The 15306-nt window shown below is 67.0% G+C and carries 14 protein-coding genes; 9 read left to right on the top strand and 5 right to left on the bottom strand.

Features of this window, described 5'->3' with window-relative positions:
* The gene (locus G3O06_RS11710; RefSeq protein ID WP_205816116.1) at positions 1-948 is read left to right on the top strand and encodes a LysR family transcriptional regulator; all 948 of its coding nucleotides are present in this window, start codon (positions 1-3) and stop codon (positions 946-948) included.
* A 19-nt stretch (positions 949-967) separates the two neighbouring features.
* Here G3O06_RS11710 and G3O06_RS11705 read toward each other — a convergent pair whose 3' ends face one another.
* Together G3O06_RS11705 and G3O06_RS11700 are read right to left on the bottom strand one after the other, a co-directional pair.
* Entirely contained in the window at positions 968-1501 is a 534-nt protein-coding gene (locus G3O06_RS11705; protein WP_241019818.1) for a hypothetical protein, read from the bottom strand.
* Positions 1502-1528: 27 nt separating this feature from the next.
* Positions 1529-3658 carry a TonB-dependent siderophore receptor gene (locus tag G3O06_RS11700; RefSeq protein ID WP_205816115.1) on the bottom strand — a complete coding sequence of 710 codons (2130 nt, stop codon included), beginning with the start codon at positions 3656-3658 and terminating at the stop codon, positions 1529-1531.
* A gap of 930 nt (positions 3659-4588) precedes the next feature.
* Here G3O06_RS11700 and G3O06_RS11695 point away from each other — a divergent pair.
* On the top strand, positions 4589-6217 hold the full coding sequence (locus G3O06_RS11695; RefSeq protein WP_174979365.1) for an NADP-dependent glyceraldehyde-3-phosphate dehydrogenase: 1629 nt from the start codon (positions 4589-4591) through the stop codon (positions 6215-6217).
* A gap of 66 nt (positions 6218-6283) precedes the next feature.
* Here the strand turns inward: G3O06_RS11695 and G3O06_RS11690 are convergent, their stop codons facing one another.
* Together G3O06_RS11690 and G3O06_RS11685 are read right to left on the bottom strand one after the other, a co-directional pair.
* On the bottom strand, positions 6284-7450 hold the full coding sequence (locus G3O06_RS11690) for a Xaa-Pro peptidase family protein (protein ID WP_205816114.1): 1167 nt from the start codon (positions 7448-7450) through the stop codon (positions 6284-6286).
* A 128-nt stretch (positions 7451-7578) separates the two neighbouring features.
* Positions 7579-8907: an MFS transporter gene (locus G3O06_RS11685; RefSeq protein WP_205816113.1), complete on the bottom strand. Its 1329-nt coding sequence runs from the start codon at positions 8905-8907 to the stop codon at positions 7579-7581.
* A gap of 271 nt (positions 8908-9178) precedes the next feature.
* Between G3O06_RS11685 and G3O06_RS11680 the strand changes: the two genes are divergently transcribed.
* Positions 9179-10147 (top strand): LysR family transcriptional regulator, encoded by a 969-nt coding sequence (locus tag G3O06_RS11680; protein WP_205816112.1) that lies wholly within the window; start codon positions 9179-9181, stop codon positions 10145-10147.
* A gap of 18 nt (positions 10148-10165) precedes the next feature.
* On the opposite strand, the gene G3O06_RS11675 is transcribed toward G3O06_RS11680, so the two are convergent.
* Complete coding sequence (locus G3O06_RS11675; RefSeq protein WP_205816111.1) at positions 10166-10798, bottom strand: LysE family translocator; 633 nt, start codon at positions 10796-10798, stop codon at positions 10166-10168.
* A gap of 591 nt (positions 10799-11389) precedes the next feature.
* Here G3O06_RS11675 and G3O06_RS11670 point away from each other — a divergent pair.
* The 6 genes from G3O06_RS11670 (at position 11390) to G3O06_RS11645 (ending at position 15286) form a co-directional block, all read left to right on the top strand.
* Positions 11390-11713 (top strand): DNA-binding protein, encoded by a 324-nt coding sequence (locus G3O06_RS11670; RefSeq protein ID WP_174915765.1) that lies wholly within the window; start codon positions 11390-11392, stop codon positions 11711-11713.
* A 93-nt stretch (positions 11714-11806) separates the two neighbouring features.
* Entirely contained in the window at positions 11807-12052 is a 246-nt protein-coding gene (locus tag G3O06_RS11665) for a hypothetical protein (RefSeq protein ID WP_205816110.1), read from the top strand.
* The gene (locus G3O06_RS11660; RefSeq protein WP_174979372.1) at positions 12049-12594 is read left to right on the top strand and encodes a hypothetical protein; all 546 of its coding nucleotides are present in this window, start codon (positions 12049-12051) and stop codon (positions 12592-12594) included. Before G3O06_RS11665 ends, G3O06_RS11660 begins: the two co-directional genes overlap by 4 nt.
* Before the next feature lie 103 nt (positions 12595-12697).
* Positions 12698-13183, top strand: a complete 486-nt coding sequence (locus G3O06_RS11655; RefSeq protein WP_205816109.1) for a hypothetical protein — start codon at positions 12698-12700, stop codon at positions 13181-13183.
* Positions 13184-13425: 242 nt separating this feature from the next.
* Positions 13426-14889, top strand: a complete 1464-nt coding sequence (locus G3O06_RS11650) for a PepSY domain-containing protein (RefSeq protein ID WP_205816108.1) — start codon at positions 13426-13428, stop codon at positions 14887-14889.
* Entirely contained in the window at positions 14867-15286 is a 420-nt protein-coding gene (locus G3O06_RS11645; protein WP_174915770.1) for a DUF2946 domain-containing protein, read from the top strand. The genes G3O06_RS11650 and G3O06_RS11645 overlap by 23 nt, the downstream gene beginning before the upstream one ends.
* Positions 15287-15306: the final 20 nt, after the last annotated feature.

The raw sequence follows: 15306 nt of genomic DNA, 5'->3' as shown, positions 1-15306 counted from the left end.
ATGCGCAAATTCAAGATCCCCAACATGGGCGCGCTCGTGGCTTTCGAAGCCGCCGCGCGCCACGAAAGCTTCACGCACGCGGCCAAGGAGCTGTTCCTGACCGAAAGCGCGGTATCGCGCCAGATCGCGACGCTGGAAGCCAGCCTCGGCGTGCGGCTGTTCGCCCGCGTGAAGCAGCGCGTCGTGCTGACGCGCGCCGGCAAACTGTACGGCACGCAGGTGCGGCGCGCGCTGGAGGCGCTCGACCGCGACACGCTGTCGATCATCGCGCACGGCAGCGGCGGCGGCTACCTGGAGCTGGCGGTGCTGCCGACCTTCGCGTCGCACTGGCTGATCCCGCGCATCAAGAGCTTCTACGACCGCACGCCCGACGTGCGCGTGAACATGGGCAGCCGCACCGACCTGTTCTCGTTCGAGGACACGCACTTCGAGGCCGCGATCCACTACGGCAAGCCGACCTGGCCCGGCACGTCGTCCGATTACCTGTTCGGCGAGGAAGTCGTGCCGATCTGCTCGCCCGCGCTGCTCGACCGGCCCGTGCACAGCGTCGAGGATCTGCTCGCGTACCCGCTGCTGCACTCGACCACGCGCCCCGGCGCGTGGGCGCAGTGGTTCGAGACGCACGGCGTCGAGGACATCCGCACGATGCAGGGCGTGCGCTACGAGCTGCACACGATGCTGATCAGCGCGGCCGCGGCCGGGCTCGGCATCGCGCTCGTGCCGAAATTCTTCGTCGAGGAACAGTTGCAGCAGCTCGGGCTGGTGGTGCCGTGCGATGCGGCAACCGTCGGCGATTCCGCGTACTACCTCGTGTATCCGACGGAGTTCAGCCACAGCAAGCCGCTGGAGCTGTTTCGCGGCTGGCTGCTCGAGCAGGCGAGCGCGTATGCGTCGCCGGATCCCGATGCGGATGGCGACGATATGGTGGATGACGAGGACGTCGAGTAACGGCGCGGCCGCGCCAGCCTTATGGCGCGGCGGCCCCGCACGCATGTCGCGTCGGCAGACTGGCCTTCACGACCTTCACCAGCCGCGCGTGATCAGGCTCCTCCAGCCCCGGGCACACCGTGTCCAGATCGCGAATCACGAGCGTCGCGCTCCCGTCGAACCGGCACACGCCTTCGGGTTGCGCGGCGGGCAGCCGCAGACTGCGCCGTGCATCGCCCTGGTTCGTGAACTGCATCACACCCGCGCGTTGAGAACGGTCCGGCAGTCGCCGTGCCGATGCGTCGTCCTCCTCGAACCACACCTCCGACCCGATCGATTCGTCGCCGTAATCGAGCGCATAACGGCCCGACAACGTGATTGCCCGGCCGACATGTACCGAACGGCATTCGGGTTCGGCATCGGCCGGGATCGTCTGCGCGCGCGCCGCGACTGCGCCGCAAGCCAGCCACAACAGGGCGCACAGCACGCGGGCGCGGCCGGTCATGCTCAACGCATCAAGCGATTGGCGAATCATGGGCAGTAACATGCGGATCGTCGTGACGAAGACCCGCATTGTCACCTGACGCGCGCATCGCGTGCATTACATGTGCCACTTCACCGTGGCGGTCAGCGTACGCGGATCGCCGGGCATGTTGTACAGGTCCGCATTGCCGTGCGCGGCAATGAAGTAGCGGCGATCGAACAGGTTGTCGAGCGTGAGCGTGACGTCGACCTTCTTGCTGCGATACCCGGCACCCAGGTTGAACACGGTGAACGACGGCAGCGTGACGAGGTCGCTCGCCGACGTATAGCGCGCCGACTGGAACTGCATGCCGGCCGCCGCATAGAAGCCGTACGGCAGCTCGCGCTTCACCCACAGATTCGCGCTGTGGCGCGGCATCAGCCCCGGCGTGTTGCTCGACACCGCGACGCTGGCCGCCGTCGATTGCGCGGAACCGTCGACCGTCCCGTTCAGGTACGCGTAGCCCGCATACACCGACCACTTCGGCGCGATCTCACCGGTGAAGCCCAGTTCCATCCCGTGCACGTGCTGCGTGCCGATCGGCAGCGCATAGCCGGGATTCGCGGGGTCGCCGATCTGCTGGTTGGTCTGGCGCATGTCGAACAGCGCGACGCTGGCCGTCGCCTTGCCGCCGAGGTCGAAGCGCGAGCCGACTTCATACGCGGTGGTTTTCTGCGGCGCGAGCGCGGCGCCGTTCGAGAACGCACCGGAACTGATCAGCGTATCGGCCAGCGGCGAGAACGACTGGCTGAACGACCCGTACAGCGTCAGCCAGTCGAGCGGTTCGTAAATCAGGCCGACGCGCGGGCTCCACGCGTGATCGGTGCGGTCGAGGTTGACGTTCGACGCGGTGTAGTCGTGGCGGATCTGGTTCAGGTAATCGAAGCGCAGCCCCGCAAGCACCTTCCAGTGCTCGGTCAGCGAGATCAGGTCCTGCGCGTAGACGCCCGCGAGCCCGACGACGGTCGACGCGTTCGTCTTCGCCCGCGCGCCGGTCGGCACGCCGGGCAGCACCACCTGCTGCGGATTGAAGAGATCGTAGGTCGCGACCTTCGACACGCTGTAGATCGTGTCGAACTTCTGCTGCTGCGACAGCTCGAGCCCGTACAGCAGCTCGTGACGCATGCCGAACAGCGACGTCTTCTGCGTAAGCTCGAACATCCCGTCGATGCCGTGGTCGGTGCGCTGGCGCGTCGACTGGTCAAGCGTCACGACCGGGTGCGCGGCGGTCTTGATCGGCTCGTACGTCACGTAGTTCTTGCGTTCGAGCGAGAAGTCGTACGCGCGGATCGCGCCGTGGAACGACAGCGAATCGCTGAAGCGGTGATCGAGCGACACCGTCGCGCTCTTCGCGGAGATGTCGTTGTACGAGCTGTTCGCCGCGTCGGCCGAGCCGTAGTACGTGTTGATCGGCACGTTGACCGGCCGGCCGAGATACGCAGGCAGGCCCTGGTCGGACGTGCGGCGGTCGTGCAGGTAGTCGAATTCGACGTTCAGCACGGTGTCGCGGTCGAGCTTGAACTGCGCGGACGGCGCGATCGCCTGACGGTTGAGCTGGAACTGGTCGCGGAAGCTGTTCGAGTTTTCGGCCGCGCCGGTGATCCGGAAACGCGCCGCATCGTTCGCGTTCCAGCCGAGGTCGAATTCGCCGCGCCGTTCGCCGCGCGTGCCGAGCGTCACGCCCACGTCGCGCACCGGGTTTGCCTCCGGCCGCTTCAACACGCGATTCACGATGCCGCCTGCCGAGCCGCGCCCGTACAGCACGGCCGCCGGGCCCTTCAGCACTTCGACGTGGTCGACGTTCGACAGGTCGCGATAGTAGAGCGCATCGTCGCGGATGCCGTCGACGTACTGGTCCGTGATGCTGTTGAAACCGCGGATCGTGATCTGGTCGCGCTGGCCGTCGCCGACCGAAAAGCCCACGCCCGGCACGTTGCGCAGCGCATCCTGCATCGACGTCGCGTTCTGGTCCTCGATCACCGCGTGCGGCACGACGTTCACCGTCTGCGGCACGTCCATCAGCGACATGTCGGTCTTGGTCGCCGCGCGCGAGTGGCCGCCGTCGTACGACGCATGCTCGGCTGCCGCATTGACGGAGATCGCGGGCAAGGTCGCCGCGGCATCGCTCGCCTGCGCGAAGGAGGTGCGTGCGCCGGCCAGCGACGTGGCGATCAGAAGCGCATGGCACGCGCTCGTGTTGAGTTTCATCGTTGAAGTAGAGGCTGAGGAAAAACGGCGAACGGAAACGCATCCGGCCAACGCGCGAACCACGCTGAGAATCGGCTGGCGAAATCCTTTCCGTGAACAAGAAGCGGCGCGCGAGGGATCGCCTCGTCGCGCTGGCGGGCCCGTGAATGGCCGGCGCGGATGGCTGCCGGCCGGCAGGACCGGCACGAAAGAAGCCGTGACGCTCCGTCACGGCTCGTAACGGAGCGAAATATTAAACGAGAATGATTCGTGTTTTTAGTTAATTTTCAACATGTCGCCTGCCCGCAACGTGCATGCGCTTGGCGCTCTGCATTCCTGACGAATGCCTTTCTGTTTCGGGCTTCAATGCGGCTCGAGCGTAATAAAAACGAAAGAATTCCATCGGCCACATCGGGCGATGAACGGTCAGGCAATAGGCGGGATTCGGGAGACGACGGCGACGAGACTGGAGAGGATCACGAAGCATCCGTCGGAGCAGGCGGAACGCATTCGAAGTCCGGTGCGCGCCGGACCGGGCAACCCCGACCCGGCGCTCCGGGCAGCCGACCTCGCATCGGCAACGCGGCGGACCTTCTTCCGTTCTTCACTACATATGCTCTCAGGCTCACTTCATTTTTTTCTTCGCCGCGAAGCGCCATTATCCGCGCAATCCGGCCCAAGGGAAACGTTTGCGGGTGCAGTTGGCGTGTTATACCAAGCATTCGGCAACAGTCTTTCTGAATGCTTACGGTGCACGCGGCTCGGCTCGGTAAATCTTGCATTCGCGTCGGCGTTCCTTTTTAATGGAACTGGTTCCATTCGTTGATTCGGCCATGGTCACGCGTGACGCGTCGTCGTCCGCGCGTCATGATGCCGATTCAGGATCGAGGATCACCAGCTCAGGATTCGCATCGCCCGTCCTTCCCGGACACCCCGTCAAACGAGACCGTCATGCCCGATTCCGCCTCCCTGCAGCAGCTGTTTCCCGCCTTTCAGGACATCCCCGCCGAGTACCGGCTGGCTTCACCGATTCACCAGCGCGTGTCGCTCGTCGACGGCGAATTGCGGCCGTGGGACGGCACAACCAAGACCGTGCTGTCGCCCGTGTGCGTGCGCCAGGCGGACGGCAGCGTCGAGCAGGTCGAGATCGGCAGCTACCCGGTGATGGGCGAAACGGAAAGCGACGCGGCGCTCGACGCCGCGGTGCGCGCGTACGACGCCGGCCGCGGCGAGTGGCCGACGATGAAGGTCGAGCAGCGCATCGCGTGCATGCAGGACTTCATCAAGCGGATGGTCGCGCAGCGCGAGCTGGTGGTGAACCTGATCATGTGGGAGATCGGCAAGAGCCTCGCCGATTCGCAGAAGGAGTTCGACCGCACCGTCACGTACATGACGCAGACGATCGACGCGCTGAAGGAGCTCGACAACGCGAACTCGCGCTTCGTGATCGCCGAAGGCACGATCGGCCAGATCCGCCGCACGCCGCTCGGCGTCGTGTTGTGCATGGGCCCGTATAACTATCCGCTGAACGAGACTTTCGCGACGCTGATCCCCGCGCTGCTGATGGGCAATACCGTGGTGTTCAAGCCGCCCCAGTACGGCACGCTGCTGTTCGAGCCGCTGCTCGAAGCGTTTCGCGACGCGTTCCCGAAGGGCGTGATCAACACGATCTATGCGCCGGGCGCGGTGGTCGTGCCGCACATGCTCGCGTCGGGCAAGATCAACGTGCTCGCGCTGATCGGGTCGAGCAAGGTGGCCGACCACCTGAAGAAGCAGCACCCGAAGTCGCACCGGCTGCGCGCGATCCTCGGCCTCGACGCGAAGAACGCGGCGATCGTGCTGCCCGACGCCGATCTCGACCTCACCGTGAAGGAGTGCCTGCTCGGCGCGCTGTCGTTCAACGGCCAGCGCTGCACCGCGCTGAAGATGCTGCTCGTGCACCGCTCGATCGTCGACGAATTCCTGAAGCGCTTCACCGCCGCGCTCGAACAGTTGAAGATCGGCATGCCGTGGGAGAAGGGCGTCAGCATCACGCCGCTGCCCGGCATGCATCGCACGGCCTACATGACGGACGCGATCGACGACGCGAAGGCCAAGGGTGCGCAGGTCGTCAACCATTCGGGCGGCGAGTTCAGCAAGACGCTGTTCTATCCGGCTGTCGTGTACCCGGTGTCGGAGGGGATGAAGCTGTATCGCGAGGAACAGTTCGGGCCGATCATTCCGGTGGCGACGTTCGACGACGTCGACACCGCGCTCGACTACGTGACGACGTCGGATCACGGCCAGCAGGTCAGCATCTTCGGTTCCGATCCTGCGCAGATCGGCGCGCTCGTCGATCCGCTCGTGAACCAGGTGTGCCGCGTGAACATCAACTGCCAGTGCCAGCGCGGGCCCGACGTGTTCCCGTTCGCGGGCCGCAAGGATTCGGCGGAAGGCACGCTGTCGGTGAGTGACGCGCTGCGCGCGTTCTCGATCCGCTCGATGGTCGCGGCTAAGCAGACCGAAGGCAGCAAGCAGCTGCTCGACTCGATCGTGTCGGATCACTACTCGAAGTTCATCAATACGGGTTTCATTTTCTGAAGCGAGCCGCTCGCGAAAAAGCCGCTGCACACGCCCGTGCAGCGGCTTTTTTGCACCTGCGAGTGACTACGCCCGAACCTGGAACGTCAACGCGTCGAGATCGAGCGGCCCGCCGGTCAGTTGAACCGGGCCTTCATCGCCGATCAACACCGTATCGGAATGTCGGAAGCCACCGACACCCTCGATATAGATGCCCGGCTCGATCGTCAGGCACATCCCCTTCTCGATCGGCCGGTCGTAGCCTTCGGCGAAGAACGGCGCCTCGTGCGCGGTGACGCCCATTCCGTGCCCAGTCCGGTGCAGCATCCGGTCGCCCATCCCCGCGCGGCGGAAATAGTCGTTGACCTTGCGATCGACGTCGCTCAGCAGCGCGCCGGGCATCGCCGCGTCGAACGCGAGCCGTCGCCCTTCCGACATCACGTCGAACGCGCGTCGCGCAGCATCAGGCACGTGGCCGAGGAAAAAGGTCCGCTCGACTTCCGCGCCGTAGCCGTTCATCACCGCATTGACGATCGACACGTGCGGGCCGCCCTCTTCCATCCGCATGTCGATGTTGCTGAAGTTGTGCGGATCGTGCGACACGCTGCCCGGCTGGAACACCGCGACGATCCGCGTGGCCAACGGGTTCAGCGACGGATCGTCGGCCAGCAGCCGCTGCATGATGAAGCCGCGAATGCGCGACGACATCTCCGCCATCCCGAGGCCCGGGCGCGCTTCGCTCAGCAGCAGGTTGTGCGCGTCGGTGGCGATCCCGCACGCATACACATGGCGGCCGATCTCGTAGTCGGACTTGACCATCCGCACGTCGTCGATGATGTCGATGCACACGCGCTCGCCCGGCGTCTGCGCATAGACCTGCAACGGACACACCGACTCGACTCCAACGCGTTCGCCCGGCCCGAACAGCGCCTTGAACCGGTCGCTCCATTCGCGTCCGGCCGGCGCCGGGAATTCGAAGTACGGAATCAGTTCGAGTTCGCCGATCGAGCGCGTCAGCACATGCGGCTGCTCGAGCTGCGGCACGACGAACTGCGGCGGGCCGCTGCGCGAAATGACCAGCACGAACGGCCGTTCGTGCACGATGTTCGCGAAGTTCGTCAGGTAGTAGATGTTGTCCGGCGAGAACGCCACATAGCGATCGAGGCCGGCTTCCGCCATGCGAGCGCGCACGCGGTCGAGGCGCCCTTTGAGTTCCGCCTCGCTGGGCGGTGCGAAGGTGGGTTTGAACTTCATGCGTGACTTCTCCTGTTGAGGGTGAGGGGGCGGCCGTACGAGCCGGTCATTGCGATATCGCTGTACCCGTACATTTAATTCGTTATCCTGCATTTCAACGACACAATCATCGACTGAATCAAGCTCGCTTATTCGTGCGGCATGCGTCGGAACCCGAGCAGCGCGACCAGGCTCACGACCGACATCGCGACGATGTACAGCGCGGGCGAAGCCTTGTTGTGCGTGGTCGCGATCAGCCACGTGACGATCAGCGGGGAAAAACCACCGAAGACCGTCGTCGGGATGTTGTACGACACCGCAAGCCCGGTGCTGCGCACCGCGGCCGGGAACGCGCGCGCGGCCAGCGCGGGCACCAGCCCGACGAGCACGCCCATCGGCGCGGCGGCAGCGGCCTGCATGATCAGCAGGTTGCGCAGCGAAGGGCTCGCGATGACCCACAAATAGAGCGGCAGCGTGATCGCGGACAGCACGACGATCGCCGCGGCGACCATCGCGACCGGCCGGCGCCAGACGTCGCCGAGCAGGCCCGCGAGCGGCGCGATCGCAACCATCACGATGCCGGCGACCGTCGTGCTCATGAACGGCGCGGACATCGGCAATCCGAGCTGCTTCACCGCGAACGTCGGCATGTAGATCAGGTACATGTAGAACGCGGCGGTGCTGACGATCGTCACGCCGATCGCCGCGAGGAACGACGCGAGGTGCTCGCCGAACAGGCGCTTGAGCACCTGCGCGACCGGCAGCGCTTCGCCGTGCACGAACGCATCGGTTTCCGACACGCTCCTGCGGATGTAGAAGCCGACCGGGCCGATCAGCAGGCCGACCACGAACGGCACGCGCCAGCCCCAGCTTTCGAGCTGATGCGGGCTGAGCGACGTCGTCAGGATCGTGCCGATCGTACCGCCCAGCACGATGGCGAGCATCGTGCTCGACATCTGCAGGCTCACGAAGAAATTGCGCCGATGCGGCGGCGCCTTTTCCGCGAGGAAGGCGACGGTGCTGCCGAATTCGCCCGACGCCGCGAAGCCCTGCACGAGCCGCGCCAGCACGAGGATCGTGGCGCCGAGCCAGCCGGCCTGCGCATAGGGCGGCGCCACCGCGATCGCGGCCGTGCCGGCCAGCATCAGCCAGATCGTGACGGACATCGCCGCCTTGCGGCCGTACCGGTCGCCGTACAGCCCGAGCACGACACTGCCGAGCGGCCGCACGACGAACCCCACGCCGAAGGTTGCCGTCGCGAGCAGCAGCGACCCGACCTGCCCGGCCACCGGGAAAAACAGCTTCGCGATCACGCTGGCGAAATAGCCGTAGATCACGAAGTCGAACCATTCGAGCGCGTTGCCTGCCGCGGCCGCCGCGACGTCGCGCATCGTGCCTGCCCGCGCGGACGGCTGCGCCGCCGCCGAACGGCGATCGAGCGCGATGGCGCCGGCCGGATTCACTGCATCCTCTTTCATCGTTTGTCTCCTCCCTCTGCTGGCTGCAGTGGTTTCGGGCTCATGTTCGATGCGCACCGTTACCGCGTCCAACGGATTTCCGGAATATGATCATCACCAACGTGAATAACGGTGCGAGCGCGGCGCGCGACTTCGTCGCGGCGCCGGCCGGCTCTCCGCAAGGGCAAACGCGGCCTTGCACGAACGGCACGCGGCCCGGACACTGGCCGCCACGATGTGCCGGCTCCCGACGCCACGCGCTGGATGCCGGCACCCGAATGGGAGATGTGCGATGAAGGATGTGTTCCGCCAGCTCGACCTCAACCTGCTGCGCGTGTTCGCGGCATTGATGGCCGAAGGCAACGTCACGCGCGCCGCCGAACGGCTCGCGCTTTCACAGTCGGCGGTCAGCAATGCGCTGCGCAGGCTGCGCGAATCGCTCGACGACGTGCTGTTCGAGAAGACCGTCTCGGGTGTGCGGCCGACCGCGCGTGCGCGCGAGCTGTGGTCGGCGGTCCAGCCGCACTTCGACGCATTGAAGCAGGCGATCTCGCCCGACCAGTTCGACCCGCAAGAGCATCGGGGCACCTTCACGATCGCGATGTCGGACTACTCGGTCGAGCGCATCATGCCGCGCCTCGCGCAGTACATGGGCACGCATGCGCCATCGATGCGGATCGAGCTCACGCCGTTCAGCGTCGCCGACCTGCCGGCCATGTTCGACCGCGGCGGCGTCGACCTCGCGATCGGCGGCTACCTGAACGATTCGAGCCCGAGCAGCGGCGTGCGCACGCACGAGATGTGGCCGATCCACTGGAGCTGCCTGATGCGCAAGGATCACCCGCTCGCGAAGGGGCCGCTCACGCTGAAACGCTTTCTGGCGGCGCGGCATCTCGACGTCGGGTTTTCCGGCATGCGGGTGCCGGTGTACGACAGCCTGCTCTCCGCGCACGGCCTGCAGCGCAATCTCGTCCTCACGCTGAATGCGTACTCGCCCGCGCTGGCGATCATCCGGGAGTCGGATTTCATCGGCGTGCTGCCGACCACGCTGCTCGATCTGTCGATCCACGAAAAGGAACTGGTGTCGCGGCAACCGCCGGTACGCATGCCCGCGCGGCCTTACTGCGTGATCTGGCATCAGCGCTGGGACAGCCATCCCGCGCACCGCTGGCTCCGGCAGACGATCGTGTCGCTGTTCACACGCCCGGCGGAGCCGCCGGGCGACGCCGTGCGTTCGCCCACGCGGCGCGCCGCCCGCTAGACCTGCGGGCGTCCCGCCTCAGACGTTCGACACCAGCAGCCGGATTCCCGCCACGCCGAACACGACGGCGAGACACGCTTCCATCGCGCGCCGGCCGCGCACGTACAGCCGGCGCGCACCGTCCATCGAGAACACGAGTGCGTAACCGCCGAACACCAGGCACCCGATCACGATGCAGCCCGGCACGACGGCGCCGTGCGACGCGCCCGCGCCGCTCGACGACAGCGCGACGATCGACACCCACACGAGGATCGCTTTCGGATTGGTCAGGTGCAGCATCGCGCCGCGTACATAGAAGCGCGACAGCCGTTGTTCGCCTGCCGCATTCAGCGATGCCGCCGCCTTGCCCGACCACGCCGTGCGCCCCGACTTGAACGCGAGCCACAGCAGGTACAACCCGCCGAACAGCTTGATCGCGACCAGCAGCTTCGACCACGCCAGCAGCGCGGCCGACACGCCGAGCGCCGCCACCGTCGCCCAGAACATCGACCCTGAAATGACGCCGAGCGCGAACGCGAGCGCCGCCTTGCGGCCCTGGTTCGCGGCGACCGACATGATCGCGAGATTGCTCGGCCCGGGGCTGGCCGTACCGATGAAATAGGCCGTGTAGGCCAGCAGCAGGTTGGCCGAGAAGAAGGCGTGGACGCTCATGTCGAACCTCGCAGGGATGATCAAGGGATTGTTGGCAAACACGCGCCGTCTGCCCATGGACAATTGGCCGACAATTCGCTGGGCCAGTTGGGCTGTCGCCAAACCGGATCGCCGCGCGAATACGTCTCGGTTTTGAAACACCCGTCACATTCGCCATCGGCTTTCGCCGACCAGGGCGGCCGTGCCGCACCACCGCCTCCGGCACGCCGAACGCTTGGCAGGCGCAGGCGGCACGCACATGCCGGTGCGTTTCGTCAGACCAACGGGGATCCACGCGACGCGTTTTATCGCGGCGTTACGTTACATCCATGAAGCATTTCGCCTCGCCGCACCGTCTCGCGACCCTCACGCGTATCGCACCGCGCATGTAGATGGCCCCCTCGATCACCTTCGCCATCCAGTACCGGCGGGACTCGCCGCCCCGCGTCGCACCATGGCTCAACATTACTCAACAATCGTCTCGCGGCGCTGGTACGGAACCTGCATTCCATTCGGGGGACAACCGCGCCGATCACCGCGCGTACACGAACCCACGCTCGGGTGCATCCACCGGATACGCCCGAACGATCCGAGCAAGTTACGAGGCCCGTCATGAATGCGCTGCCCAATTCGTCCGACACGTCATTCCAGCTCTTTCTCGCGAAGCTGCTCGAACAGCCGTTGCCCGACTGGACCGAAAAACAGCAGATGGAACTCGAGATGGCACGCTCGCTGTCCACCGAAATGGTCCACCTCGCCGAGGACATGCGCGGCCACACGCCCGATCTCGCGCGCTGCCTCGTGCTGCTCCGCTACGCGAAGGTGCTCGACTTCATGCTGACGTCGCTCGCCGCGCACCGCGACATTCACCCGCAGACGCTGCGCACGCTGTTCCGGCTCGCGAACCTGAAAGTCGACGATGCGTATCCGGCCTGAGCCGGCGCAATGCATCGGCTGTCGCGGGCGTCACGCACGCCCACGGCGGCCCTTCCCGATTCGCGGCGCGCGCATGCCCGATAACCTCGCCGCATGATCCCCAGGAACCGGAAATCCCGACTGGCCGGCGCGCTCGGCGTGTTCGTGAAACGCTACGGCCGCAAGGCGCAGAAGCGTCTCGACCCGAACGATCGCCGCTACGATCACGACGTCGAGCGGACGATGCGGCGCTTGTCGCCGGCCGACCTGTCCGATCTGCTGGCCGACGATGACGGCAGCGCGGACGACGCCAAGGCCGAGGCCGACGCCGGTTTCGCCGATGCGAGACACACGCCGTGAACGCTGTCGACTTCGACCAGATCTGGCCGGCCATCTGCGAAACCCCTGCCTGGTCCGTGACGAAAGGCCAGGGCAGCTTCCTCACGTTCGAATTCGGGCAACCCGCGCTGCATGTCCGGGAGCCGCTCGCCGGCTCGCCCGGCCTGTCCGCGACGGCGCGGGACAGGCTCGCGTCGCGGCACGTGACGGTGGCTGGCAACGGGCATCTGTGGATCTGCTACTGCCATTGGTCGATCGCGCTCGACGGTCACGAGCTCGCGCACAGCGAATCCCGATCCGGCGACATCGCGGCCGCCGCGCAACGGCTCGACGGACAGATCCTGCAATCGGTCGCGCCCTGCGCCCAGCCGGGTTCGTGGGCGTTCGATTTCGACCTCGGCGGCAAGCTGACGACCTGGCCGTACGGCGACGAACCGGCCGACGAACAGTGGCATCTGTACGACCGGCGCTCGGGCAACGTGCTGACCGCCCGAGCGGACGGCACCTGGTCGTATGGCCCGGCGAACGCGCCGCCCGACAGCGGATCGTTCGGTTCCGAATAGCCGCCGCGCGCGCCCCATCCGCTTCCGGCAGCACGCCGGGCTGATGCCGCGCATCAGCGTGACGGCCCGCCCCTCCCCGCAAACGGAGGTACAATCGCGCGCCATGAACGCACTTCGCCGCTTCCTGCTCCGGCAAGGCGTCGCGCGACAGCTTCTGTGGGGGTTCCTCCTCGTGACGCTGCTGTCCCGCGCGCTGATGTCGGGCGCCGTGATGCTCGATCCGGACGGTCCGGATGCGGGCTCGGTGGTGCTGTGTTCGGGCCGCGGCCCGCTGATCGTCAACGTGGCCGCACTCGCCGCCCGTTTCGATGCCGGCGCGCCGATCACACCGGCCAACGACGCGCGGGCGCTCGCCGATGCGCTCAAGCATGACACGCATGCCGACAACACGGCATCGTCCGGAAACGGCGACAGCCTGTGCGCATTCGGTGCGGCGCTGTTCACGGCGCTGGCGTCGTTCGTGCTGCTGGTGCTGCTGTTTCCCGCCGCCGCGCCGCGACGCTTCCGGATTCACTTCGACAGTATTCCCATCGTGCGATCGATCTTCGACGATCGCCCCCCCTCCCGCGCGCCTCCCCTGTTCTGCTGACGGTTCCGCCCAGCGGCTCGTGCACGTCGACGTGCATGGGCCTGCATGCCGTTCGTCTCACACGACCTGATTCAAGCGTTCACCCGCATGCCCGCCTCGCGCGGGCGACGCCGTCATGCGCCCCTTCCGCGCCTGGCGTCGCGCCGCCCGTTCCGTCGCTGCGCGCAGGCGGGTGCAACGCGCGTTGACGTCCGCCGGCCCGCGCCGGCGTGGCCGCTCAACGAACACGAGGAGCTGACACCATGTCGACCACCGTCGAGCGAGCCATCTCGCCCGCCCAATCCGCCCACGCCGGTTACCGGACGCTCTGGCGCTGGCACTTCTATGCCGGCCTGTTCGTCATGCCGTTCCTGGTGGTCCTCGCGATCACCGGAACGCTCTATTGCTTCCAGCCGCAGATCGAGCCGCTGCTGTATCCGCACCGGCTCGTCGTCGAGCCGCGCGCCACACCGCGACTCGATTCCGACACACTGCTCGCGAGCGCGCGCACCGCGATGCCGGTCGGCGCGACGCCGGTGTCCGTCCAGGTCTCGACCGCGCCGGACCGCAGCGCCGAATATGTGTTCCGGCTGCGCGACGGCAGCCGCGAGAGCGTGTACGTGAACCCGTACGACGGCAGCGTGCTCGGCACGCTGAGCGTCGAGAACCGCTTCATGCAGATCGACCGGATGCTGCATCGCAAGCTGCTGCTCGGCAAGACGGGCGAGTTGCTGATGGAGCTCGCCGCATGCTGGACCTTCGTGATGATCGGCACCGGCATCGCGCTGTGGTGGCCGCGCGGCACGACACGCGTCGGGCAGGCACTGCGCCCCGACCTGTCACTGCGCGGCCGGCCGCTGTGGAAAAACCTCCACGCGACGGCCGGCATCTGGCTCGCGGCCGGCACGGTCGCGTTCATCCTGACGGGGCTGCCGTGGTCGGGCTCGTGGGGCAAGAACTTCAAGGCGCTGGCCGCGACCGTGAACCTCGGCGCGCCGGAAGGCGCATGGGGCGGCGGGTCGGTGCGCTCGACGCGCCCCGGTGCCGCCGCGGCGCCCGCGCCTGCCCAGGCCGCCGCGCCGTCCGGGCATCACCACGAATCCGGCGAGTCGATGCCGGGGATGGTGATGGACGACCTGCCGTTGCCGCAAACGCCATGGGCGGTCGGCAACGTGCCCGTCCCGCATTCGCCGTCGGCGCCGACGCCGGCACCGCTGCCGCTGGCGCGCGCGATCGCGATCGTCGCGGGCCTCGGCGTGACGAGCGGCTACACGCTCGCGCTGCCGTCCGGCGCGGACGGCGTGTTCACCGCATCGTACTTCCCGGACGACCCGAAGGCCGAGCGGACGATCTACATCGACCAGTACAGCGGGGCCGTGCTGAAGGACATCCGCTATGACGACTACGGCGCGGTATCGCGGGCCGTGTCGTACGGTACGTCGCTGCACATGGGCCGCTACTTCGGGCTCGCGAACCAGATCATCTGCGCGGTGCTGTCGCTCGGGCTCGCCGCGATGGCCGTCACGGGCACCGTGATGTGGTGGAAGCGTCGCCCTGCGGCCAAGCTGGGCGCGCCGTCGCGCGAACGGGGCGCACCGCCGATGCGAGGCTGGATCGCGGGGCTCGTGCTGCTCGGCATCGTCTTCCCGCTGATGGGCGCGACGATCGTCGCGGTCTGGTTGATCGACCGTCTGCTGTTCGGCCGTGCGGCGCGCGCGGCAGCCTGATACGTCGCGCGCCGGCGCACGATATGCGCCGACGCTCCAGGCCCGGGCCACCGCGTGGCTCGGGCTGTTCGCGCTCGTGCTCGCGCTCGTCGCGCCGCTGATCTCGCAACTACGCGCGGCGGCGCCCGATGACGGCTTGCCGGCCGCACCGATCTGCTCGGCAACCGGCAACACGCTCGTGGCGCACGCGGAACCGCATGCGCCGTCGGACGCACATTTCGACCGCTGCGGCTATTGCGGCCTGCTCGCCGGCCATCCGCCGCTGCAGTACGCGGTGTTCCTGTCCGCTTCCCCGGCCGTGCGGCATGCGCTGCCCGAGCCGCTGATCCCTTCCGCCCACCGCCCGTCGAAGCGCTACGCACTCGCCGCGCGCGGGCCGCCTTCCGCCCGCGCCTGACGCACATCGCGACCGCGCCG

The organism is Burkholderia sp. Ac-20345 (assembly GCF_017104825.1).
Lineage (GTDB): Bacteria > Pseudomonadota > Gammaproteobacteria > Burkholderiales > Burkholderiaceae > Burkholderia > Burkholderia lata_B.
Note: the sequence above shows the minus strand (reverse complement) of the source record. Positions and strands in the feature narration are given on the sequence as shown.